Origin of the sequence: Thiobacillus sp. SCUT-2, assembly GCF_035621355.1 — a bacterium.
Classification (GTDB): Bacteria; Pseudomonadota; Gammaproteobacteria; order Burkholderiales; family Thiobacillaceae; genus Thiobacillus; species Thiobacillus sedimenti.
Genome location: NZ_CP141769.1, coordinates 1,920,785 through 1,944,613 on the forward strand (window position 1 = coordinate 1,920,785; position 23,829 = coordinate 1,944,613).

Genomic DNA, 23,829 nt, shown 5'->3' on the forward strand with positions numbered 1-23,829 from the left:
CATATGAAAACCATCCTGACCACCCTCGCCTGCACCCTGCTGCTCGCCGCGTGCAACAAGCCGGCACCGACCGACACCGTTGAATCGCTGCTGGCGAACCCTGCGCGCCTGAAGGAAGTCCACGCGCAGTGCAAGGCCGACCACGACAAGGTGGGGGACGCCCTGTGCAACAAGGCGAGTGAGGCCACGCGGCGGCGCTTCATGGGCAGCGGCACGCCATACACGCCAACGCCACCGGCTGCACCCGCTTCTGCACCGAAAGACTGAGTCATGAACAACCTGTCGGTCATCGACCATTTCCTCGATGTCTTCTCGCACTACATCGACTCGGGTTTCGGCCTGCTGCATGGCGAGGTGGCGTTCCTCACCGCCACGCTGGTGGTGATCGACATGACGCTGGCGGGGCTGTTCTGGGCGATGGGCGGCGAAGACGTGATCGGCAGGCTGATCAAGAAGACGCTCTATGTCGGCGCCTTCGCCTTCATCATCGGCAACTTCAACAATCTGGCAGGCATCCTGTTCAATTCGTTTGCCGGACTCGGGATGGTGGCGTCGGGTTCCACGCTGAGCCAGGCACAGTTTCTGCATCCGGGCCACCTGGCCAAGGTCGGCGTCGATGCGGCGCAACCGATCATGGCGCAGATCAGCAACCTTACCGGCTTCCCCGAGGTGTTCGCGAACCTCGATGTCATCTCGGTGCTGTTTCTCGCCTGGCTGGTGGTGATCGTGAGCTTCTTCGTGCTCGCGGTGCAGCTCTTCGTCACGCTGATCGAATTCAAGCTGACCACACTCGCGGGCTTCGTGCTGGTGCCGTTCGCGTTGTGGAACAAGACCGCGTTCCTCGCCGAACGGGTGCTGGGCAATGTGGTGTCGTCTGGCATCAAGGTACTGGTGCTGGCGGTGATCGTCGGCATCGGCACCGGACTGTTTGCACAGTTTCAGACACCGCCCGGCACCGCGCCCTCGATCGACCTGGCGCTGACCATCATGCTCGCTTCGCTGGCGATGCTGGGACTCGGGATCTTCGGGCCGGGGATTGCGACGGGTCTTGTTTCAGGCGCACCGCAGCTCGGCGCCGGTGCGGCGGCCGGCACGGCGCTGGGTGCGGCGGGTCTGGCGGTGGCCGGGGGTGCGGCTATTGCCACCGGGGGTGCGGCGGTAGCGGCCGGTGCACGCATGGTGCCGGGTGCGACACGCGCCGCCATCGGCGGAGCGGCATCGGCCGGACGTGCAAGCAGCGCGATGGCCAGCGGCGCGAAGTCTGCCTACCAGACGGGTGCTGCGGCTTCCGGGTCGGGTGGTGTTCGTGCCGCAGGGGCTGGCCTCGCCAATGTGGCCAGGAGCGGTGCTGGTGCGGTCGGCCAGCGCGTCGCAGCCGGTGCAAAAGCGGTCAAGGACCGCGTGGCGAACTTCGTCGCGGAGGCCGCTGCGCCTGCGGCGGCAGACAGTGCTATCGAATCGGCCGATACGGCCGCAGCCAGCCCCCCTGCGGCAGAGCCTGCCTGGGCCAGCCGAATGCGGCGCAAACAGCAAGTGAGCCATGCAGCCACCACGGCGGCACACACCCTGCGCTCAGGCGATCACGGCGGCGGCGGCGCCAGCCCGAGCCTGCGCGACGATTCGAACCCTTGAAGATCAACTCTAACGGAGATCAGTCCATGCGATTCAAACGACCGCAGGTGCGCTACTCGGACACGCCCGAGCCCGTCACCCCCTATCAGGCCGCCGCGCAGGTTTGGGACCAGCGCATCGGCAGTGCGCGCGTGCAGGCGAAAAACTGGCGGCTGATGGCCTTCGGCTGCCTGTCGCTCGCCTTGCTGATGGCGGGCGGGCTGGTGTGGCGTTCGGCGCAGTCCATCGTCACGCCCTATGTGGTCGAAGTGGCCACCGGCGGTCAGGTGCGTGCAGTCGGCGAAGCGGCCACGCCGTACAAGCCGAACGACGCGCAGATCGCCTACCACCTGGCGCGCTTCCTCACCGACGTGCGCTCGCTGTCGATCGACCCCATCGTGGTGCGGCAGAACTGGCTCGAAGCCTACACCTACACCACGGATACAGGCGCGGCCACGCTGAACGACTATGCACGCAGCAACGATCCGTTCGCGCGCGTAGGACAGGCCTCGACAGCAGTGGAGATCACCAGCGTGGTGCGCGCCAGCCCGTCGTCGTTCCAGGTGCGCTGGATCGAGCGCACCTATGTGAATGGTTCGCTCTCTGGCACCGAGCGCTGGACGGCTGTGCTGTCCATCGTGCTGCAACCGCCGCGCACCGAAGCGCAGCTGCGCAAGAACCCGCTGGGCATTTATGTCAACGGCCTGTCCTGGAGCCGTGAATACGACGCAACCGAAGGAACCCCACATCCATGAAAACCCCAATCCGTCATTCCCTATTGCCACTGATCCTGAGTGCCACCCTGGCAACTCTCACCGGCTGCGCCACGCACGGCAAACCGCCGCCGGACATCACGCTGGACGACCCCATCGCGGCGCACGCGCTGCCGGAGCCGCCCAAGCCCATCGAGGTGGTCGAAGTACCCAAACCCCTGCCGCTACCCGGGCAGTTGAAACCTTTGGGTAATACGCCCGAGGACAAGCCGGTCGCCGAACCACCCGACGGGAAGGCCGATGTGGCGCGCGCCAACGACGAAGCGCGCGTGCCACCGAGCCGAGAGGGCTACATCAACGCGATCCAGGTCTGGCCCTACAGCGATGGCGCGCTGTATCAGCTCTATACGAGTCCCGGTCGTGTCACCGTCATCACCTTGCAGCAGGGCGAGGAACTGGTGACCGTTTCGGCCGGCGACACGGTGCGCTGGATCGTGGGCGACACGACCAGCGGCGCAGGTGCCAGTCTGCGCGTGAACATACTCGTGAAGCCCACGCGCGTCGGCTTGAAGACCAATCTGGTCATCACCACCAACCGCCGTACCTACCTGCTCGAACTGTCGTCGACGCCGCAGGCGTGGATGGCCTCCGTCTCGTGGGATTACCCGAAGGACCGCATGCTGGCGTTACAGAAACGGGCGCAGATGGCCCAAGCGGCGGCGCCGGTGGACTCGGGCTTGTCGCTGCAACAGATCAGGTTCCGCTACGCGATCACCGGCGACAGTCCGCCGTGGAAACCGCTGCGTGCGTTCGATGATGGCGAGCGCGTCTATATCCAGTTCCCCGCCGGCATCGCGCAGGGCGAGCTGCCGCCGCTGTTCGTGATCGGGCAGCAGGGCGATGGCCAGCTCGTCAACTACCGCTTCCGTTCTCCCTACTACGTGGTGGATCGGCTGTTCGGTGCGGCTGAGTTGCGGCTGGGCACGGACAAGGCCGCTGTGGTGCGCATCGAGCGCACCGATGGCGTGGTCAGCACGGCGCGGAGTCATTGAACATGAGCACGCCAGCCACGCCACAATCTCCACCCGACGGGACGAATAAGGTCGACCCGGACACCTTGAGTTTGCGCGCGCCGCCGCGTCCGGTCACGCGGCTCAACCGGCGCATGCTGGTCGTGCTCGCGGGAACACTGGGCGCGATCATCCTGGGGGCTACGCTATGGTCCTTGCAACCGCACCAACGTGATCGCAATCACGCCACCGAGCTGTACAACGTGGATCGCGTCGCGCATACCGATCACCTCGACCAGTTGCCAACGGACTATTCCAAGCTGCCGCTCCCACCAAAACTAGCACCTGTATTGGGCGAGCCGTTGCCGGGTGACCTGGGGCCCGCCATCGTGCATGCGCAGCACAATGCCAACACCGGCGGGTACACCCATCCCGCGCAGTCCGGGCACATGGCGCAGCCAGGCGATGCCGAGGAGGCAGCACGCGCTGCCGTGTTCTTTCGGAGCAGCAGTGCGGTGAAGGCATCACCGTCGCCCACTGCGAGTATGGCCATGCCCGAGTCCGTCTCGGGCAATCAGCCGTTCAATCCGATGGCAGCGGTATCCACACAGCCTGCCGATCCGACGGCGGTGCAGAACCAGCAGGCGCATAAACAGGCCTTCGTCGCCAATGAGGGCGACAGTGTCACCGGCAATTCGGCCAGCCTGCACCCCCCGTCCTCGCCCTACCAGGTGATGGCGGGCACCATTATTCCGGCGGCGCTGGTGACGGGGATCAATTCCGACCTGCCGGGGCAGGTCATCGCCAATGTGACGGAAGCGGTCTACGATACGGCTACGGGTCGTTTCCTGCTGATTCCGCAGGGCTCGCGGCTGATCGGCCGCTACGACAGTCAGGTTTCATTCGGTCAGCGGCGCGTGCTGCTAGTGTGGACGCGGCTGATCCTGCCCGATACTTCGTCGATTTCGCTCGACCGATTGCCCGGCATCGACCCGGCGGGCTATGCCGGGCTGGAGGATGGCGTCGATTGGCATTGGGATCGCATCCTTGCAGGTGCGGCGTTGTCCACGCTGCTTGGAGTCGGTGCCGAGCTGGCAGCACCCAGCAACAACGGCGGCACCGGTAGCGTCACCATCGCCGTTCGCCAGAGCGCGCAGGACACCGTGAACCAGGTCGGCCAGGAAGTCACCAAACGCAACGTGAGTATCCAGCCGACGCTCACCATCCGGCCCGGTTTCCCGGTGCGGGTCATGGTGAACAAGGATCTGATCCTGCGGCCGTACCAGCCGCTGTTCTTCCAGAGGGGAGCGTCGCAATGACTGAGTCCACCAGCAAGCTGCTGCGGCTGGGGCCGCTGCCGAAGACCGAGACGGTAAAGATGACCATCATCTTGAGCGTGGTGTTGAAGACAGAGCTGGAGCGCTACGCCGCGCTGCATGCTCAGACCTATGGCGAGCCGGTTGAGGTTGCGACATTGATCCCGCATATGCTTGAAGCGTTCATGTCGCGGGATCGGGGATTCAGGAAGTCCAGGAAGGAGTGATTCACAGCGACACCGCACAGGCACGATCGGGATACGCCCACCTACGCTTGGGTGAGTTTTCGATAGATCCCGGGAAGGTCACCATCACAGTATCGCATTTACATCGGCCGTTGCGACGCAGCCAGCAACTGCCCGGCTGATGGAGAAAACATGTATAGAGCAGATCAAAGTCTGCTGGCTTTCGAGGCGATGCATAGGCCCGGAATGCCTACTGAACCCGGGGTAGTCCACTTCAGCCTTCTGGCTCTAGGGTGGACGGGCCGACTCCTGCCTCCCTGCTTTGACGCAGACAATCTTCGTACCGAGTCTCCCTGCCTACAGTTGGTGTTAGGGCCAAGACGTCGGCACACAACGCAGTCTAGTGATGCCCTCGATGCGGCGTGACTTCCAGATTGCCTGCCTCACATTCCTCAACGTAATGGACAAAGCCGCGCTGCAAACGCTCTGCCCATCCTGTTCCGAGCAGCCCCCCGACTTCTCCGATGCGCGCTTCAATCTGTTCGGCGGTCGCCTGCAACAAGTCATAGGTGATGGAAAGGGTGTCGCCAGTAACTTCCATGGACTGGATGCCCATCATAGCACCCAACTCTTTGGCAAGGATGGCCACCTCCTCATCGGTCAACGGCTGTTCCAGGCGGAAACGCCGTTGCTTGATGACTTCAAGGCCCTTCTGTTTGGGTGCCTGCTTGCCTGGAACACCGATATAAAGATGCGGGTTCGCCTTGAACCGATCCTGACACTGCTGCGAGCAGAAGGCGTAATGGATGCCCAAATGCTCCATGGCAAAGGAATCCCGGCTGACTTGCATACCGCAGACAGGGTCTTCAATGGTGTCGTCCATGCTGTCCTCCTGTGTATCCGTCATGCTCCGCTACGGAAGGGACCATGCCGCCGCGCCCCAGCAGCTTGGCATTGATCGCCACGATGACCGTGCTGGCCGACATGAACACCGCCCCCACTGCCGGGGTCATCAGCAGCCCCCAATAGGCCGCGACCCCGGCTGCAAGCGGGATTGCAAAGGTGTTGTAACCGGTGGCCCAGATCAGGTTCTGGATCATCTTGCCGTAGGTTTTGCGCGAGAGCCCGAGAATCGCCGCGACATCCTGCGGATTGTTGCTCACCAGCACGATGTCGGCCGCCTCGATGGCCACATCGGTGCCCGCGCCGATCGCAACGCCGAGATCCGATTCCACCAGCGCCGGCGCATCGTTCACGCCGTCACCGACCATCGCCACGGTGAGGCCGCGCGCCTTCACTTCGCGGATTTTCAGCGCCTTCTGTTCCGGCAGCACTTCGGCGAAGAAATCGTCCAGGCCCAGCTGCTTCGAAACCGTTTGCGCCACAGCTTGCGAATCGCCGGTGAGCATCATGCATTGGATGCCCATGGCCTTGAGTTGCGCAATGGCGGCTTTCGATTCCGGACGCACCACGTCGGCCAGGCCAAACACGGCGGCGGCAGCGCCGTCTACCAGCAGGAAGATGGTGGTCTTGCCCTCGGCGGCCAATGCCTCCAGCCTGGGATGTGCCACCCGGATGCCTTGTTCCCGCAGATAGCCGGGGCTCACCACTTTCACGTCCCGGCCTTCGACCGTGGCTTGCGCACCCCGGCCCGTCAGGTTGGTGAAATTGTCCGCCTGCGGCCACTCCACCTGACGCTCCTTCGCCATGCGCACGATACCCGTTGCAATGGGGTGCTCCGACTGGTTCTCCAGTGCGGCCGCCAAGCGCAGGCAGGCGGCCTCGTCCAGAGTGCCCAGCGGCACGATGTCGCTTACCCCGAAACGCCCTTCGGTCAAGGTGCCGGTCTTGTCGAACACCACGGCGCCCAGATTGCGGGCCCGCTCGAACGCCGCACGGTCGCGGATAAGCAAGCCGTGGGATGCGGCCATGCTGGTGCTCACCGCGACGACGAGCGGCACGGCGAGTCCAAGAGCATGGGGGCAGGCGATCACCATCACGGTGACGGCGCGTTCCATGGCAAAAGCGAAATCCCGTCCCAGCGCCAGCCACACGAACAGCGTGGCGAAGCCGCCACCGAGGGCGATGGCGGTCAACCACACCGCGGCACGATTGGCCAGGTCCTGAGTACGCGAGCGCGACTCCTGAGCCCGACTCACCATGTCCATCACCTGTGCCAGATAAGTCTGCCCGCCGGTTTTCTTGACTTCTAGGGTAATCGCGCCTTCGCCGTTGACTGAACCGCCGATGGCCTCGGCTCCCTCGCCTTTTTCCACCGGTTTCGATTCCCCGGTGAGCATGGATTCGTCCAGACTGGTCTGGCCAGAAATGATGATGCCGTCGGTCGGCACCCGTTCGCCCGGCTTCACCAAGAGCCTGTCGCCGGGCGTGATGTCGTCGACTGAAACATCCTCTGTGTTTCCATCCGCTTGCAGGCGGTGCGCCTCGGATGGCAGCAGCCGCACCAGCGCCTCGAGTGCGCCGGAAGCCCCCAGTACCGACTTCATCTCGATCCAGTGGCCAAGCAGCATGATGTCGATCAGGGTGGCCAGCTCCCAGTAGAAGCCCATGCCGGACAGGCCGAAGGTGACGGCGCTGGAGTAAAAGTACGCGGCACTGATCGCCACCGCGATCAGCGTCATCATGCCGGGCTGGCGCTTCCTGAGTTCTTCTCCGAACCCCTTCAGGAACGGCCATCCCCCATAGAAAAACACGATGCTGGAGAAACCGAACAGAACATAGGCGTCGCCGCGAAAAGCAAGCGGTGCCGCCAAACCGAGCATGCCCCACAGGCCCGGCGACAGGGCCAGGATCGGCAACGTGAGGAGCAGGGAAATCCAGAAGCGCTTTCTGAAATCGGCCACCATGTGGGCGTGGTGGTCATGATGCGCGCCGTGCGCTGCTGGATTGCCGTGCATGCCGGCCGCATGTTCGCCATGCGCAGGATGCGCATGCGCCATGCCAGGTGCATGACGATGATCGGCTTGTCCTTCCATGAAGGCTCCTTCTCATCTACCCAACGGGATAGGCCTCTGCTTAGGCATTCTGTTCATCCTATCTTGCCTGCGTCGCGGCTGCTGCCGGATGCCGCAGGGGGGCGGTTGCAGCATGCGCCTCCTTGGGAATGGGCGTTGGCGCGGGCGTTTCCATCCAGAAAGCGATACCACGCCGACTTCAGTCGCCACCAGGAACCGGATGCATGTGAGATGCCGGCCTTGTCGAGCAATGTCTCGATATCCCGAATGTCGAGATGCGAGGCCGCGTAGGAAATCCGTAGATGGCCGCGCCGGTCGATATGTGCATCAAGAATTGAATCGAGCGCGGTAAGCTGACGGACAGCATCCTGCAGTTTCTCCGTGGCAACTGGCACGAGCGGGATTTTTCGAGAGACGTCGAATGGCCCCTTGTCCGCCTGTCCCTTTTCCCGAGTCTCACTCATGTTGTGTTCCCGGCATGCCTACTGACATGGCGCCAAACGAGAATGTCCCGGCACACAGAGAATGTGCCTGCGTTCCGGTTATCCAAGGCAGCATGTTAATTTGCTCCCATCCATCCATAACCGCGCCAGGCACGCGCCATTTCCTGGCGCTGGCTATCGGTCAGCAGGCCATCGATTTTCTGCTGCATGTCGAGCATCGCATCCATTTGCTGGCGCTGCAGGTCAAACAAGGCCCGCGAAGCGGTGCGAATCGCATTCCAGTCCCGCTTGTCTGCCGTATAGAGTCCATTGAGCCGGGCCTGCGTTTCCCAACCCTGCTGCATGAGGCCGCGATTGCGCGCCTCCGACTCGGTCTGCAGTTGGCCAATCTTCTGCACTTGTTCAGACGTCAGGTCAGGAGGAGCCCAAGGCATCATGGTGTAACTTCCAGCCATGCCAGGCCCCATACCCGCGCCCATCCATGGCATGCCACCGCCATACTGGCCCATCATCCATGGCCCGTATCCGCCACCTGTCCCTGGCTGCATTCCATACCCCGATCCACCCATCATTCCGGGACCCATGCCATACCAGGCTTGAGCACCGTCCGCCCGATAAGCATCGCCCCATGCGCCCATACGGCCCCAGCCATGCCACGGCCCGTAGCCCATGCCGCCGGGGCTATAGCCAAACGCGAAGAATCCCGTAACGACGACGAGAATCACCCACAAGGCGATCCAGAATCCATTCTTACGATTCATTCCTTTACTCTCCAAAACACGTTTCACAGCCGCAGCATTCATGCCCCCGGGCTTCCTCGCTACTGGCTCAAGTCGCGCTTCCTCTTCTGAAACTCCTGTTCGTCGATCTCTCCGCGCGCATAGCGTTCCTTGAGGAGATCCAGCGCTTTGCTCTCACCACCGCTCCGGCCACCCGTCCCGAAGGATGTGGCCAGCCATTTCACCAGCACGACAATGCCGGCGATGATGAGTACCCACCACAGGATCATGAAAATCCCGCCGAATCCGAAACCGCCTGTCATGCCATAACCGCCCATCATTGGTGTTCTCCTGTACTCACATCCGACCATTTTCGGTTTTGCCGACCGCCAGTGCGACCGGCAAAACCGGGTTTCTGTTGCGCCAATTGCAATACGCTCAGTAACCCATCATGCCCCCACCAAAGCCACGGCGCATTTGCGCCTTCTGCTCTTTGGTCAAGACGGCGGCGGCTTTATTCCCGGCTTCAATTCGTGCTTCCAGCGCCTGGCGCTGCACGTCCGCGAGTTTGCCGTAGGCCTTGCCGATCGCCGCCGGGTCGCGATTCTCCGCATCGAACAAATCACCCAGCTTTTCCTGCGCTTCCCACATCTGACGCATGAGCGAGCGCTGCTTCTTCATCGATTCGGTCTGAATCTTCTCCAGTTGGGCGGTCTGCGTATCGCTCAGATCGAGCGTAGCCATCGGCCCCATTCCTCCGGCCCAGCCAGCCATCATGCCCGGCCCCATGCCATAGCCCATGCCGCCACCCATCATGCCGGGGCCATATCCGCTCATGCCCGGCCCCATGTCGCCCCCCATCATGCCCATGGGGCATCCCCCGCCCATCATGTTCATCATTCCGCCCATCATGCCCATGGGCCCCATGCCATAGCCCGGGCCCATGCCCCCACCCATCATCCCGGGCCCGTAGCCTCCGCCTCCCATCATGCCCATACCACCACGCGGCCCGTACCCTGGCATCGAACCGGGCATGGCGCTTCCCTGTGCCTGACCTTGCATCATCATTTGTTGATTGGGCATCGTAGGCTCCGCCGCCGAGGCGGACACTGCTGTTCCCATCAATGCGAAGGCAACGATGGAAGATGCCAGTAGGGTTTTCATGGATTTGTTCATTTACAGCTCCTGTTCATTCAACTTGCTGTTGGAAAAAACGACTGAACTTCTCTGCAGGCCAGAATGCGCCCTGACTGCATATCACCTGATTACCGCAATCTGGTGACCTTCTCCGGCTGGCAACCGGATCGTGTCCGTGACGGTGAACGTCTTCTGGTCCACCACCCAGATGATTGGCGCCTTGCCGCTGGAGACATACACTTTTCCGGTTCCCGGAATCTTGTCGAGATGGTAGGGCTCAGGAGAAAGCGTCAGGACGCGCTGTTCGCCGGTTTGGGTGTCGAGGGCCACCAGCTTGTCATCCGAGCGGCTGCTGATGAAAAGCGTTTTTCCGTCGTCACCGATGTCCAAACCGTGTACTCGCTTCCCGATCTTGTAGGTCGCCTCGACTTTGCCTTCCTTGACCGACACAACGGAAACCGTACCGGCACGGTCGTTGGAGACGTAGATCGTTTTTTCGTCGGGGGAAAAGACCAGATGCTCCGGCGTCGGCCCGGCTTCAAGTGAACGAGTCACCTCCCACTTGCTGAGGTCGATCTCGCTGAGCGTTCCGTTGCCGCTGTTGCTCACATAGGCGCGTTTTCCGTCCTTCGTCACCAGCGTGTAATTCGGCGAGGGGCCGGTCTTGATGGTCTTGTAAACCTTGTTGTTGATCACGTCGACGACGCTGATTCCACCGCGCGTCGGATGCGTGGAAATCACATATTTGCCGTCAGGCGTCACGGCTTCATGGTGAGTCCAACCAGACACCGGAATCTCGGCCATGACATGGCCGTGCTCGGGATGAATCACATACAGTTTGCTGTTGGGCGTATCCGATGGCGCGCCTGCGGGGACCGGGGTCTCCTTCAGGCTTCCCGCCACCAGATAGTCGCCGTCGGGCGTCGCCACCAGCCCATGCGGATTCTCCACCCCGGAATAGCTGCGGATGATCTTGTCGTTTGCCGCATCAACGGCGATCACTTGATTGGCCGAGCCTAATGGAATGTAGGCAGTCGGCGCGGCCATGGCGAATGTCCCGCAACCAAGACACAGCAGCGCCAGAACAAGTTTCTTTGCGTTCATTGGGTCTTTCTCCTTGTTTGCGGGTCTTGCTGAAACTCATGACGCATGTACTTCAGGACGGCCTTCAAATCCGCGTCGGTCAAGGCGGGATTACCGCCCTTTGGAGGCATGACCATGGATGAGCCGGGCGTCTGGAAACCGTCAGCCATCCGCCCGAGAAGGATTGCATCGTCTTGCGATAGAAGCCCGGTTTTTCCGGTCAAGTCCGGGACGCCTGGGAGACCTCCGGTCCCATCGCTGCCATGGCAGGCGATGCACGTTCCGTTGTAGACCAGTTGACCATGGTGAAGATCGCTGGCGGTTGCTGAAAGACTGACAAGTGCTGCGCAAATCAGACAGTGGCGGACCTTATCCATGGAATCTCGCATCGCCCAGCCTCCTTGGTGATCGACCGATCAGACCCTGTTGAAGAATTGCCGTAATTCAAGTGGTGTGGGTTGCCCCCGAAAAACGACCTCGTCGTTCACGAGGAGGTTCGGCGAATGTCGAATGCTGTGGGTTACGACCACGCCAGGGTGCTCCTCGACAAACAGCACCTCGAATGGAATGCCCAGCTCATCGAGTTCGTGCTGCAAACTCAGGCGGTGACTGCAACTCTTGGTCGCAACAATCTTGACGTCCATGAAAATCTCCTCCTTCATGCAAACTTCGAGCTGAACACGCCGAATTTCTCGATACCGAGCCCGTCAATGCTTGACTGGCGCCTCGCCGCGAAACCTGCGCTGGACCTGCAGGGCAGTGAGGCCGTCTTGTCGTCCTTGCTCGTTGTAAAGCACGTCGATGACCACCCCCTTGCTGTCGAACTCCAGGGTATAGGTGCGCACACCATTCCCCGGCTCGGTTTCATAGACGGTGTGCTTTTGCTTTGTCGGGTGCTCGTAAGTCCGGGCGTCTTTGATCCCCACCTCGTACACCCAGCCTTCCTTGCCGTTGGGCAGGATCACGGTATGGATCGCCTTGCCGTGGTGGCTGAAGGCAGCCTGTTTGGTGATGAGGCCAAGTGGATAGGCCCGCAGTACCGTCTCGGGATCCGACTGAACGGTGAAGCTTGGGGGCATGGATAGCTGCCCGGCCATGGCGGTGGTCACCATCGCCACGGTCGATGTCAGCAGCATGTTCAGGACAGGTTTCACGATCGATCTCCTGCATGTCACGGCGGGTTCAGTAACGGGTATAGGTCTGGGTGGTGCCATCCAGGTTTACGAGCAGAACGTCGTAGTGATCCTTGCGGTTGCCCTGCTCCATGCCAGGCGAACCCATGGGCATGGCGGGCACCACCAAGCCGCGGGCCGTGGGCTTTTCTTTCAGCAGGCGCCTGACGTCCCTGGCCGGTACGTGGCCTTCCACCAGATAGCCGTTGACCTCGGCAGTGTGGCAAGAACCGTAGCCATACGGCACGCCGAGCCGGTATTTCTGCTGCACTACGTCGTTGGTGTCGTGGCTGCGTACGGTGAATCCGTTGGCTCTCATGTGGTCCACCCATTTGCCGCAACAGCCGCACGAGGGGCTCTTGTAAACATCCACTATGGGGGCCTCGGAGGCAGCCAGCGCCGAGGTCGCGAAGCTCCCGATCAGAAGGAATTGGAGAAATGCAGTCTTCACACGGACCCCTTGCCTGAGAATGACTGCAGTATGGAAGACGGTTGCCTACACCAGCCTGACTTACGGATTACAAATTTGTCACCCTCGCGTCATGTCGCATGGCTTAATAATAGATTCTTACCAACGGACCAAATATTGCTTGCGTGGCAGAGCGGTTCACATTAGATTTCAGCCATGCGCCTAATTCGGACATTTCTATTCATTTTGCTTTCTGTTGCGCTTCCCATTCAGGGATACGCGAACTTGGCGCTTCCCAAGAGGCATTGTCCGATGGAGTCCGCCACGATGAATATGACGGATGCGGGTGCAATGCACGATTGCTGCAACGACGCAAAAACCGCTGCAAAAACCGGTAAGCCCTGCAAGCCTGCCCAACCCTGCCAATCGATGGGACAGTTTTTCCCGATTATGGAACAGGGAGTTTTACCCCAGAACCCAGCGTCTTCCGTTCGTTTCCCGCGCTTTGCGGACATCACGTTTTCCTTTGATCCTGCCGCCACCTGGCGGCCACCCACCCAACTCTGATTTCTTGTGCCGAGTGCTGCGCTGCGTCTGTTTGATCAGACGTCAGTGCGGATATCTGGCGCCATCAAGCCTGATTTGGCCTGCTTGATGTGCGCTGTCGCGTAAGGAGTTGGAAACATGCGTATTTCCCAATCAGCCGACCGCTTGAGTCGGTTCCCGTTGTGCTGCGTGACTACGCTGCTGGGGCTGGCGAGCCTCGTCAGCACGGCGTTCGCCGAGCCGCTCTCTTTCAATGCCGCACTGGCGTTGGCCGTGCGGGAAACACCCACGCTCCGGGCAGAATCAGCGCAGGTCGATGCTGCCCGGCAAGCGGCCATTCCAGCTGGCGAGTTGCCCGATCCCAAACTGACCTTGGGGCTCGATAACGTACCCGTCGAGGGCGTTGATCGTTTCAGCCTGTCCAGCGAACCGATGACCATGCAACGCATCGGCGTCATGCAGGAATTTCCCAATAATGCCAAGCGCGGCGCACGCGTTGAAGTTGCGCGTGGGCGGATTGCGCTGAGCGAAGCGCAAATCCGCATTACCCGCCTCACCGTGTTGCGGGAAACGGCGGCAGCATGGATTGCGCGCGATACGGTCGAACACCAGCTCGCGTTCATCGATGGGCTGTACGGCGAGAACCGCCTGTTCGATGCTGCGGTGCGTGCACGCATAGCCGGGGGCAAGGGCAGTGCGATGGAGGCAGTGTCTGCGCGCCAGGAGGCTGCAATGATCGACGCGCGGCGAGATGAACTCGTCGCGCGCCGCCAGCAATCCATCGCTGCGCTCAAACGCTGGGTAGGCCCACGCGCGGATGCGCCACTGGAGGGCGCCGCGCCCGACTGGCCAATCGCCCATGATGCGCTGGCCCATGCGCTGCACCGGCATCCGGAACTGGCGATATTTGATCCCAAGGCACAAGTGCTGGACGCCGAAGTAGCCGAAGCTCGCGCGGACAAGAAGCCGGACTGGGCGCTGGAGCTGGCGTACCAGAAGCGCGGCGCGCAATTCGGCGACATGGCCACTGTGCAGGTGAGTTTTGATCTGCCGGTGTTTGCCGCCACCCGGCAGGACCCGAAAATTGCTGCCAGGCTTGCCGAACGAGAAGGACTCGACGCCGAACGCGAAGCGGTGATGCGCGAACATGCGTCGATGCTGGAAGCGGATTTTGCCGAGTACCAGCGCCTCGACAAGGCCGTCAGGCGACAGCGCGAGGTGTTGCTGCCGCTGGCCGGCGAGAAAGTGAATCTGGCTTTGGCTGACTGGCGCGGTGGCAAAGGCGAACTCGTCAATCTGGTGATGGCGCGGCGCGAACGCATTGATGCCGAACTCATGGCCATCGCGCTCGAAGGCGAGCGCAAGGAGGTGGCTGCCCGCCTTCATTACGCCTATGGCGAACCCACTTTGTCCGGAGAAAAACAATGAGCCGCCAAACGATTAATAAAACAGCGCTGGTTCTCTTCACCGTGATTGCGCTGCTCGCCGTTGGCGCGGCGGCTGGCTTGTGGTGGGAAAGAAACCATGTGCCGGCGGACGAGAAGGTTATGCCTGCCACCGCAGCGAAAGACGGCCGCAGCGTGCTGTACTGGTACGACCCGATGGTTCCCACGCAAAAATTCGACAAGCCCGGCAAGTCGCCCTTCATGGACATGCAACTAGTGCCGAAATATGCCGACGAAGGCGGCGATGCCTCGACCGTGAAGATCGATCCGGGTGTGGCGCAGAACCTTGGCGTTCGCCTGGCCACGGTCACGCGCGCCCCGCTGGATTTGAACGTGGTGGCGACCGGAATTGTCAACTTCAACGAGCGCGATATTGCCATCGTGCAAGCGCGCACAGGTGGATTCGTGGAACGCGTGGCCAGACTGGCACCCAATGATGTGGTCGGATCCGGTGCCTTCATCGCCGAACTGCTGGTGCCGGAATGGGCTGCGTTGCAACAGGAGTATCTGGCGCTCAAGGCCGTGGGCGACGCGCCGCTGGAAGATGCGGCGCGCGAGCGAATGCTGCTGGGCGGCATGCCCGAAAGTCTGATACGGGCAGTGGTTCAAACCGGCAAGGTCAGAAATCGCATATCGATCACCGCCCCGCGTGCCGGCGTGATCCAGACGCTCGACGTGCGCCCCGGCATGACGCTGATGGCGGGACAGACGCTGGCACGCGTCAACGGCATCAGCACGGTGTGGCTCGATGTGTCGGTGCCGGAAGCCCAGGCCGGGGCCGTTCTGATCGGGCAATCCGCCGAAGCAAAATTTGCCGCCTTTCCGGGCAAGCCGGTACAGGGTCGTGTCACTGCGTTATTGCCGACATTGAACGATGCCGCGCGTGCGCTCAGGGTTCGGGTTGAACTACCCAACAAGGACGGACGCCTGCGGCCGGGCTTGACGGCCCAGGTCAGCCTCAAAGGAGCGGTCGGCGAATCGGCGCTGCTAGTGCCGACCGAAGCGGTGATCCGCACCGGACGCCGCGCGCTGGTCATCGTGGCCGAAGCAGAAGGACGCTATCGCCCGGTCGAGGTCGTCCTTGGCCCCGAGTCCGGTACCGACACGGTGATTGTGTCCGGTCTCGGCGAAGGCCAGAAAATCGTCGCCAGCGGCCAGTTTCTGATTGATTCAGAAGCGAGTCTGCAGGGGATTATCTCAAGCACTTCCGAGTCGGCCGAAGCGATGCCGGCACCGGTTGCGCTACACGAAGCCGATGCCGTCATCAAGGAATTGTCCGGCACGAGCGTGACGCTCGCGCACGGCCCCTTCAAGACGCTATCGATGCCCGGCATGACCATGGCGTTCCCGCTTGCCAATCCCCAACTCGCCAAGGGTCTGAAGGTGGGGGATCGGGTGCGCGTCGGCGTGCGCCAGACCGACGACGGGCTGGTCGTCGAACGCATCGAGCGGGCAGGAGGCGGGCAATGATCGCCAAGCTGATTCGCTGGTCGGTTGCCAATCGCATTCTGGTGCTGCTGGGCACGCTGTTCCTCACCGCCTGGGGAATCTGGTCGGTCAAGACGACGCCGGTCGATGCCTTGCCCGATCTCTCCGACGTGCAGGTCATCATCCGCACCAGTTATCCCGGCCAGGCGCCGCAGATCGTGGAGAACCAGGTCACCTACCCGCTGGCCACCACCATGCTGTCGGTGCCGGGAGCCAAGACGGTGCGCGGTTTCTCCTTCTTCGGCGACAGCTTCGTCTATGTGCTGTTCGAGGACGGTACCGACCTGTACTGGGCGCGTTCGCGCGTGCTGGAATACCTCAACCAGATCCAGTCGCGCTTGCCGGCCACGGCCCGCTCGAGCCTGGGCCCGGACGCCACCGGCGTGGGGTGGATCTACGAATACGCGCTCGTCGACAAGACCGGGCGCCATGATCTGGCACAGCTGCGCGCCTTGCAGGACTGGTTCCTGAAATTCGAGCTCAAGGCCCTGCCGAACGTGGCCGAAGTGGCCACGGTGGGCGGCATGGTCAAGCAGTATCAGGTCGTGCTCGATCCGGTGAAGCTTGCCGCCTTCGGCATCACGCAAGCCGAAGTAAAGGACGCCATCGGCAAGGCGAATCAGGAGAGCGGCGGGTCGGTGCTGACGCTCGGCGAAGCCGAGCTGATGGTGCGCGCCAGCGGCTACCTCAAATCGCTCGCCGACTTCCGGGCCATCCCGCTCAGGCTGGCGAACGGCGTGCCGGTCCTGCTCGGCGACGTGGCGACCATCCAACTGGGGCCGGAAATGCGGCGCGGCATCGCGGAGCTGGATGGCCAGGGCGAAACGGTGGGCGGCGTGGTCATTCTGCGCAGCGGCAAGAATGCGCGCGAAACCCTCGCGGCGGTGCACGCCAAGCTGGAACAGCTCAAGGCCAGCCTGCCGAAGGGCGTGGAAATCGTCACGACCTACGACCGCAGCAAGCTGATCGACCGCGCGGTGGAAAACCTCAGCCACAAACTCATCGAAGAATTCATCGTCGTCGCGCTGGTATGCGCGCTGTTCCTGTGGCATGTGCGCTCGTCGCTGGTGGCCATCGTCTCGTTGCCGCTGGGCGTGCTGACGGCGTTCATCGCCATGCGCTACCAGGGCGTGAACGCGAACATCATGTCGCTGGGCGGCATCGCGATCGCCATCGGCGCGATGGTGGATGCGGCCATCGTCATGATCGAAAACGCCCACAAGCATGTCGAGGCGTGGAAGCGAGAACATCCCGGCCAGTCTCTCCAGGGCGAAGCGCACTGGCGGGTCATGACCGAGTCCGCCGTCGAGGTCGGCCCCGCACTGTTCTTCTCGCTTCTGATCATCACCATTTCCTTCGTGCCGGTGTTCATGCTGGAAGCGCAGGAGGGCCGGCTGTTCGGTCCCCTCGCGATCACCAAGACCTATTCCATGGCCGCGGCCGCTGGTTTGTCGGTGACGCTGATTCCCGTGCTGATGGGTTACTGGATACGCGGCAAGGTCCCGGATGAAGCGCGTAATCCGCTCAATCGCTGGCTCATCGGCGCCTATCGGCCGCTGCTGGATGCGGTGCTGGCGCGGCCGAAGACGACGCTCGCGGTGGCCGCGTTGCTGTTCATCACCGCGGCGTGGCCGATCAGCCGGCTCGGCGGCGAATTTCTGCCGCCGCTGGACGAAGGCGATCTGCTCTATATGCCGTCGGCATTGCCGGGGCTGTCGGCGCAGAAAGCCAGCGAACTGTTGCAGCAGACGGACCGCCTGATCAAGACCGTGCCCGAAGTGGCGCATGTCTTCGGCAAGGCCGGCCGCGCCGAAACCGCCACCGACCCGGCGCCGCTGGAGATGTTCGAGACCACGATCCAGTTCAAGCCGCGCGATCAATGGCGGCCGGGCATGACCCCGGACAAGCTGGTCGAGGAACTGGATCGCGCGGTCAAGGTGCCCGGGCTCGCCAACATCTGGATTCCGCCCATCCGCAACCGCATCGACATGCTCGCCACCGGCATCAAGAGCCCGATCGGCGTCAAGATCTCGGGCAGCAATCTGGCGGACATCGACCGTATCGCGCAGCAGGTCGAACAGGTTGCCAAGACGGTACCCGGCGTCTCATCCGCGCTGGCCGAGCGGCTCACCGGCGGCCGCTACGTCGATGTCGATATCGATCGCGCTGCGGCCGCCCGCTACGGCCTCAACATCGCCGACGTGCAAGCGGTCGTGTCCGGGCTCGTCGGCGGCGAGAACATCGGCGAGACGGTCGAGGGGCTGGCGCGCTACCCCATCAACCTGCGTTACCCGCGCGAATGGCGCGATACCGTCGAGCGGCTGTCGCAGCTCCCGATCGTGACCCCGCTGGGCAGCCAGATCACGCTGGGCATGGTGGCGCGGGTCGCAGTGTCGGATGGCCCGCCCATGCTCAAGAGCGAGAACGCCCGCCCCTCGGGCTGGGTGTATGTGGATGTGCGCGGCCGCGACCTGGCTTCGGTGGTGGCGGACCTGCGTGCCGCCGTGGCGCGCGCGGTCAAGCTCGAACCCGGCATGAGCCTGGCCTATTCGGGGCAGTTTGAGTTCATGGAACGGGCCAATGCGCGGCTGGAGCTGGTCGTGCCGGCCACGCTGCTCATCATCTTCGTGCTGCTGTATCTCACCTTCAGGCGCTTCGACGAAGCCTTGCTCATCATGGTCACGCTGCCCTTCGCGCTCACCGGCGGGGTGTGGTTCCTGTACCTGCTCGGCTACAACCTGTCGGTCGCCACCGGCGTCGGGTTCATTGCGCTGGCCGGCGTATCGGCCGAGTTCGGCGTGATCATGCTGCTGTACCTGAAGCAGGCCTGGCACAGGCGAATCACCGACGGCAACGAGACCGAGGCGACCCTGATCGACGCCATCCGCGAGGGGGCTGTCCTGCGCGTGCGGCCCAAGGCCATGACGGTGGCGGTCATCATTGCCGGCCTCATGCCAATTTTGATGGGCAGCGGCACCGGCAGCGAAATCATGAGCCGCATCGCCGCGCCCATGGTGGGCGGCATGATTACTGCGCCACTGCTGTCCCTTTTCGTGATTCCGGCTGCGTACCGGCTGATGCGGCGCCGCAACTTTGCGAACAAATCTGTATTTCCTTAGCGTGCCCCTGAAAAAGTCCGTAATCGTCATTCCGGCGTACGCCGGAATCCAGTCAAATCAAACAACTGGAACCCGGCCTTCACCCATAAAGGGTAGGCAGTGGTTGTAAACAGCTAAAGCTGTAACAACCACGCACCGCCGGGGTGACGACTTATTCAGGGCTTCCTTAGGGAGACGCTGATTTATTCGGTTATCGCGAGGAGCGAAGTGACGTGGCGATCCAGAGGCCATTGATTAGTGCTTAGAACGTGTTGCCGTGGCCGCGATTCTGAATATTCAGAATCAGTGTTCGTGACTGGCAGCATGTGCGTGTTCATGGCTGTCTTCATTTCCCGCCGATGGAATGTGCGCGCTATCAACGTGCCTGTCTTCCGCAGGAGACAGCCCGCCATGCGAATGGCCTTCACTCGACTCAACTAGCGCAACATATTGCTCTGCTGAGAGCGTGGGCATTTTCTGAATGAAAGCCACTATGTCCCAGACAGCTTCGTCCTCGATCCCGCCCTTGGACCAGGCCGGCATACCGGATGCCTTGATGCCGTGTTTGATGATCCAGAAGTGGCGCGCGGCCATATCTGCAGCCCCCTCGTCTTCATGGCGTGTCAGGTCGGGAGGTTGCGGATACAAACCCATTCGAATTTCAGAATCGGCCTTACCAGGCGCTAGATGGCACTCCGCACACATGGCAGCGTAATTTCCCGCTCCACGGCGAACGCGCTCCGTGTCGGCCAGGTTACCAGGTACCGCAAGATCACGCGCATGGCGATCGATGGAGCGTTCGCGTGCCGTCTCGATCATGTGATACACGAACCGGCTGTGCGGCCTATCAGCCGCCACATCGAACAAGCCGGAATAAACGGCCGCAGCGCCGAGTGCTACGCCAATCGCCAGCGTGGTCAGCGCCCCCATCAAAAAACGTTTCATCTGGTTTCTCCTCTGAAACCACGTAAAAAAACCGCCGAAAATGGGTTCATCGGCGGGGACAACTCGCTGTATACACCTCGAAGGAGAATTTAGCCTGTGTCCATCCCCCGTCGTATCTCGCTTGCCGGGATAGTCAATCGAACTAGAAACGCACGCGGGCAACCCGGCACGTCACGCCCGTCCTCTCGCCGTCGGCGCGAGCCAGATCGGCCGCGGCCAAACAACGGGTTCGGCGACGTCCACTCACTTGGCCATCTTTTCCATGCGTGTGATTTCCAGTCCCGTAGCGCCCTTCTCCAGCTCGAAGCGCACCTTGTCGCCGGCGGCGATGCCCTCCAGCACCGCCTTGTCCTTGACGCGGAAGAACATGGTCATCGGTGGCCAGTCCAGCGCCGGAATGGCCTCATGGCTGATCTTGACCTTGCCCTGTTCCGGACGGGTCTGCTGCACCACGCCAATAGCGGACACGGTCGATGTCTCCGCGGTGTCTGCAGCGGCGAGATGGATGGGCGCAACCGCGCCGTCCGGTACGGCATGCGCGATTCCCACCACGCCCGTTCCAACAATTCCGAACAGGCCTAACCCAAGTATGCTTTTCTTGATCATGATTGTGTTTCCTCTTTATGTTGCGTTGCTGAAACCGGCTCGCGCATTACCTCACGTTTACCTCGATACTGCCCTTGATGCCTGGCCACATAATGACCGGGCATCAAGCAAGCAAATTCCCCGTGCCGGCCCGGGTGAACAATCGAAAGTCAAAACCAGAAGCGCAGTCCCGCGACAAGCTGCGTATTCTGGGTGTCTTCACCTGCGGCACGTACGAAATCCGCCGTCCCCCCGAACTTACGCGCCCATTCGACTCCGACATAGGGAGCAATCTGACGCGTGAATTCATAACGCAGACGCAGTCCGGCGGTGGCGTCGGAGAGGCCACTACCGATCTCTCTCGCCGTGTCCTGCTTTCCATACAGATTCATTTCGACGCGCGGCTGCAAGATGAGCTTTTGCGTCAGCAGCAGTTCATACTCCGCGCCCAAGCGCAGCGAAGTCCGTCCGCCGTTTCCCGCATAGGCGGTTGCATCGACGTTGAACCAGTAGGGCGCCAGCCCCTGAATGCCGAACGCCAGCCAGCCACGGTCCGGCCCCACACCACTGTCCCAGCGCGCGCCGAGTTGCGTATCCCAGAACGTGGCCACCGCATGCCCCCAGAGCGCTTCGGTGCGGGCATCCTGCAGACGGCCCCGCGCTACGTCGCCCTCGGCCTTGAGCACCAGGCGATCGTAATCGCGGCCAAACCAGGCCTGCGCGTCATAGGCCGTTGAGTCGCCATTGTCGGTATAGACACGCTCCAGTCGATCGATCAGCAATGCGCCGAAGTTGTGTTCATCAGCCATGCGCAGCTCACGCGGGCCAGGACGTGCATAGGGCCCCGACTCAAGCGTATAGCCGCCGGAATAGGCGTGCGGGTCGCGTGCGTCGACTGGCGCCGGGCCACCCTGCATGTCCATCGAACCGGAGTCCATACTGCCGCCGGAACTCATATTGCTCATGTCCTGCCCCATGTCCTGCGCCGGGCCCGACATGTCGCCCTGCCCCATTCCCGTCATGGTGCCGTGATCCATCTTGCCCTGGGCCATGCCTGGCATCGCCTCCGTCCCTCCGGCTGCCATTCCCTGGGCTCCCGGGTCTTGTGCCCAGGCGGGCGAGATCCCCAATGCCAACATCGCGGCAAGGGCAATAGTCTTGATCTGCTTGTTCACCATCGTATGTCCTCTGATTTTCATTTGCCGGGCTTACGCCACCACCACTTCACGGAACATGCCGGCATCCATATGCAGGAGCAGGTGGCAATGCCAGGCCCACCGGCCCAGGGCGTCGGCGGTGACAAGGAAGCTCACGCGCTGAGCCGGCTGTACGGCAATGGTGTGCTTGCGCACCTGGAAGCGCCCGTCAGGGCTTTCCAACTCGCTCCACATGCCGTGCAGGTGCATGGGATGGGTCATCATGGTGTCGTTGACGAATACCACGCGCAGGCGCTCGTTGTGACGGAAGTGCACAGGTGTCGATCTGCCAAATTCGACTCCGTCGATCGACCACGTGTAACGCTCCATGTTGCCGGTGAGATGCAGTTCGATCTCGCGCTCGGCACCCCGCGGATCAAGGGGCCCGCCGACCGTGTGCAGGTCGGCATAGGTCAGGACGCGACGGCCGTTGTCGCGCAGGCCCACGCCCGGGTCGTCGAGGTCGGTGCGGGGCGTGTCCACGCGCATGTCCACGCTCGGGCCGTATTCAGTCCTGGCATGGTGCGCGCGCGCCACGCCAGTCATGTCGCCCATCATGTCCTCCATTTCAAGCGGCTGCGGTTTGTCCAGCGCGGGCACCGCCGCCGCCATGCCGGCACGCGGCGCCAGCGTGGCGCGCGCGTAGCCGGTACGGTCCATCGACTGGGCGAAGATCGTGTAGGCCTCATCCTTTGGCGTGACGATCACGTCGTAGGTTTCGGCCACACCGATGCGAATCTCATCCACCGTCACCGGATCGACGTCCTGGCCGTCGGCCTGGACCACAGTCATCTTGAGCCCCGGTATGCGAACGTCGAAGAAGGTCATCGCACCACTGTTGACGAAGCGCAGCCGCACTGTTTCGCCTGGACGGAACAGCCCGGTCCAGTTGCCAGCCGGAGTCGTGCCGTTCATCAGATAGGTGTAGGTATAGCCTGAGACGTCGGCGAGATCGGTCGGACTCATGCGCATCTGGTTCCACATGCGACGCTTGTCGAGCGCGGTCGACAGTCCCACCCTGGCGACGTCGCGGAAGAAGTCGACCACCGTGGGTTGGTTGAAGTTGTAGTAGTCGCTCTGCGTCTTGAGCTTGGCAAAGACCCGCATCGGGTCTTCGTCGGTCCAGTCCGACAACTGCACCACATAGTCACGATCGGCACGGATCGTCTCGCCGCCAGCCGGCTCAATGACGATGGTGCCATACAGGCCGGTCTGTTCCTGAAAACCGGAATGCGAGTGGTACCAGTAGGTGCCGGTCTGCTGCACCTTGAAGCGATAGGTGAAGGTTTCCCCTGGGGCAATGCCTTTGTAGCTGATGCCCGGCACACCGTCCATTTGAAATGGCAGGAGGATGCCGTGCCAGTGGATGGAGCTGGCAACCGGGAGCCGGTTGGTAACCCGAATGGTCACGGTATCTCCCTCCCGCCAGCGCAGCGTGGGCGCGGGAAGCGAACCATTGATGGTGGTGGCGATGCGCTGTGCGCCGGTGAAATTGACCGGCGTTTCCGCAATCGTGAGATCAAATTCCGTGCCGCCGAGTACCGGAGCGCCACCTGTCGTGGTACCGACCGTGCCTGCCCAGGCCGGCTTGATGATCGCCGGCAGGCCGAGCAGGATGCCCCCCGCAGCAAGTCCCTGAACGAATCGGCGGCGCGGCAAATCCGGAACCGACAGGTAATGTGAGGCAAGAGGTTTCATGTAGGGCTGCTCTCCATTCTGAAATAAGGTTTTGCCCATCCAGGCAATGCCCGCA

Annotated in this window: 25 protein-coding genes; 10 read left to right on the forward strand and 15 right to left on the reverse strand. The window is 62.2% G+C overall.

The window, feature by feature from the left end:
• The first annotated feature begins 3 nt into the window (after nt 1-3).
• The 6 genes from VA613_RS09460 to VA613_RS09485 are packed head-to-tail and all read left to right on the forward strand — an operon-like array spanning nt 4 to nt 4,877.
• Entirely contained in the window at nt 4-267 is a 264-nt protein-coding gene (locus VA613_RS09460; protein ID WP_296657458.1) for an EexN family lipoprotein, read from the forward strand.
• Between the two features lie 3 nt (nt 268-270).
• Entirely contained in the window at nt 271-1,632 is a 1,362-nt protein-coding gene (gene trbL / locus VA613_RS09465; protein ID WP_296657455.1) for a P-type conjugative transfer protein TrbL, read from the forward strand.
• Between the two features lie 26 nt (nt 1,633-1,658).
• Complete coding sequence (gene trbF, locus VA613_RS09470) at nt 1,659-2,366, forward strand: conjugal transfer protein TrbF (RefSeq protein ID WP_296657449.1); 708 nt, start codon at nt 1,659-1,661, stop codon at nt 2,364-2,366.
• Complete coding sequence (gene trbG / locus VA613_RS09475; RefSeq protein ID WP_296657446.1) at nt 2,363-3,376, forward strand: P-type conjugative transfer protein TrbG; 1,014 nt, start codon at nt 2,363-2,365, stop codon at nt 3,374-3,376. The genes trbF and trbG overlap by 4 nt, the downstream gene beginning before the upstream one ends.
• A 2-nt stretch (nt 3,377-3,378) precedes the next feature.
• The gene (locus VA613_RS09480; protein WP_296657442.1) at nt 3,379-4,653 is read left to right on the forward strand and encodes a TrbI/VirB10 family protein; all 1,275 of its coding nucleotides are present in this window, start codon (nt 3,379-3,381) and stop codon (nt 4,651-4,653) included.
• The gene (locus tag VA613_RS09485) at nt 4,650-4,877 is read left to right on the forward strand and encodes a DUF2274 domain-containing protein (protein ID WP_296657440.1); all 228 of its coding nucleotides are present in this window, start codon (nt 4,650-4,652) and stop codon (nt 4,875-4,877) included. Before VA613_RS09480 ends, VA613_RS09485 begins: the two co-directional genes overlap by 4 nt.
• Nucleotides 4,878-5,235: 358 nt before the next feature.
• Here the strand turns inward: VA613_RS09485 and VA613_RS09490 are convergent, their stop codons facing one another.
• The 11 genes from VA613_RS09490 to VA613_RS09540 form a co-directional block, all read right to left on the reverse strand.
• Complete coding sequence (locus VA613_RS09490; protein ID WP_296657435.1) at nt 5,236-5,718, reverse strand: YHS domain-containing protein; 483 nt, start codon at nt 5,716-5,718, stop codon at nt 5,236-5,238.
• Nucleotides 5,702-7,831: a copper-translocating P-type ATPase gene (locus tag VA613_RS09495; protein WP_296657433.1), complete on the reverse strand. Its 2,130-nt coding sequence runs from the start codon at nt 7,829-7,831 to the stop codon at nt 5,702-5,704. The genes VA613_RS09490 and VA613_RS09495 overlap by 17 nt, the downstream gene beginning before the upstream one ends.
• Before the next feature lie 53 nt (nt 7,832-7,884).
• Complete coding sequence (locus VA613_RS09500) at nt 7,885-8,274, reverse strand: hypothetical protein (protein WP_324778809.1); 390 nt, start codon at nt 8,272-8,274, stop codon at nt 7,885-7,887.
• 95 nt (nt 8,275-8,369) lie between these two features.
• Entirely contained in the window at nt 8,370-9,056 is a 687-nt protein-coding gene (locus VA613_RS09505) for a Spy/CpxP family protein refolding chaperone (protein ID WP_324778810.1), read from the reverse strand.
• A 17-nt stretch (nt 9,057-9,073) separates the two neighbouring features.
• Nucleotides 9,074-9,313: an SHOCT domain-containing protein gene (locus VA613_RS09510; protein ID WP_296657422.1), complete on the reverse strand. Its 240-nt coding sequence runs from the start codon at nt 9,311-9,313 to the stop codon at nt 9,074-9,076.
• 97 nt (nt 9,314-9,410) lie between these two features.
• A complete protein-coding gene (locus tag VA613_RS09515; RefSeq protein ID WP_296657420.1) occupies nt 9,411-10,148 on the reverse strand; it encodes a Spy/CpxP family protein refolding chaperone in 738 nt (245 codons plus the stop codon).
• Nucleotides 10,149-10,229: 81 nt separating this feature from the next.
• Nucleotides 10,230-11,213 carry a YncE family protein gene (locus tag VA613_RS09520; RefSeq protein ID WP_296657417.1) on the reverse strand — a complete coding sequence of 328 codons (984 nt, stop codon included), beginning with the start codon at nt 11,211-11,213 and terminating at the stop codon, nt 10,230-10,232.
• A complete protein-coding gene (locus VA613_RS09525) occupies nt 11,210-11,581 on the reverse strand; it encodes a c-type cytochrome (RefSeq protein ID WP_324778811.1) in 372 nt (123 codons plus the stop codon). The genes VA613_RS09520 and VA613_RS09525 overlap by 4 nt, the downstream gene beginning before the upstream one ends.
• Nucleotides 11,582-11,608: 27 nt before the next feature.
• Nucleotides 11,609-11,836: a thioredoxin domain-containing protein gene (locus VA613_RS09530; protein ID WP_296657411.1), complete on the reverse strand. Its 228-nt coding sequence runs from the start codon at nt 11,834-11,836 to the stop codon at nt 11,609-11,611.
• A gap of 63 nt (nt 11,837-11,899) precedes the next feature.
• Nucleotides 11,900-12,346, reverse strand: coding sequence for a hypothetical protein (locus tag VA613_RS09535; RefSeq protein ID WP_296657409.1), 447 nt, complete (start codon nt 12,344-12,346; stop codon nt 11,900-11,902).
• Between the two features lie 28 nt (nt 12,347-12,374).
• The gene (locus tag VA613_RS09540) at nt 12,375-12,815 is read right to left on the reverse strand and encodes a DUF411 domain-containing protein (protein ID WP_324778812.1); all 441 of its coding nucleotides are present in this window, start codon (nt 12,813-12,815) and stop codon (nt 12,375-12,377) included.
• A 285-nt stretch (nt 12,816-13,100) separates the two neighbouring features.
• On the opposite strand from VA613_RS09540, the gene VA613_RS09545 reads away from it, so the two are divergent.
• From VA613_RS09545 to VA613_RS09560, 4 genes are all read left to right on the forward strand, one after another.
• The gene (locus VA613_RS09545; RefSeq protein WP_296657407.1) at nt 13,101-13,340 is read left to right on the forward strand and encodes a hypothetical protein; all 240 of its coding nucleotides are present in this window, start codon (nt 13,101-13,103) and stop codon (nt 13,338-13,340) included.
• Between the two features lie 117 nt (nt 13,341-13,457).
• Complete coding sequence (locus VA613_RS09550; protein WP_296657404.1) at nt 13,458-14,747, forward strand: TolC family protein; 1,290 nt, start codon at nt 13,458-13,460, stop codon at nt 14,745-14,747.
• Entirely contained in the window at nt 14,744-16,234 is a 1,491-nt protein-coding gene (locus tag VA613_RS09555; protein WP_296657400.1) for an efflux RND transporter periplasmic adaptor subunit, read from the forward strand. The genes VA613_RS09550 and VA613_RS09555 overlap by 4 nt, the downstream gene beginning before the upstream one ends.
• The gene (locus VA613_RS09560) at nt 16,231-19,371 is read left to right on the forward strand and encodes an efflux RND transporter permease subunit (protein WP_296657397.1); all 3,141 of its coding nucleotides are present in this window, start codon (nt 16,231-16,233) and stop codon (nt 19,369-19,371) included. The genes VA613_RS09555 and VA613_RS09560 overlap by 4 nt, the downstream gene beginning before the upstream one ends.
• A 282-nt stretch (nt 19,372-19,653) precedes the next feature.
• Here VA613_RS09560 and VA613_RS09565 read toward each other — a convergent pair whose 3' ends face one another.
• The 4 genes from VA613_RS09565 to VA613_RS09580 all read right to left on the reverse strand — a co-directional run bounded on the left by VA613_RS09565 (nt 19,654) and on the right by VA613_RS09580 (nt 23,774).
• Nucleotides 19,654-20,295 carry a c-type cytochrome gene (locus tag VA613_RS09565; protein ID WP_296657396.1) on the reverse strand — a complete coding sequence of 214 codons (642 nt, stop codon included), beginning with the start codon at nt 20,293-20,295 and terminating at the stop codon, nt 19,654-19,656.
• 243 nt (nt 20,296-20,538) lie between these two features.
• Nucleotides 20,539-20,901, reverse strand: coding sequence for a copper-binding protein (locus VA613_RS09570; protein ID WP_296657393.1), 363 nt, complete (start codon nt 20,899-20,901; stop codon nt 20,539-20,541).
• Nucleotides 20,902-21,050: 149 nt separating this feature from the next.
• Nucleotides 21,051-22,058, reverse strand: coding sequence for a copper resistance protein B (locus VA613_RS09575; protein WP_296817779.1), 1,008 nt, complete (start codon nt 22,056-22,058; stop codon nt 21,051-21,053).
• A 30-nt stretch (nt 22,059-22,088) separates the two neighbouring features.
• On the reverse strand, nt 22,089-23,774 hold the full coding sequence (locus VA613_RS09580; protein WP_296657387.1) for a copper resistance system multicopper oxidase: 1,686 nt from the start codon (nt 23,772-23,774) through the stop codon (nt 22,089-22,091).
• Nucleotides 23,775-23,829 lie beyond the last annotated feature (55 nt).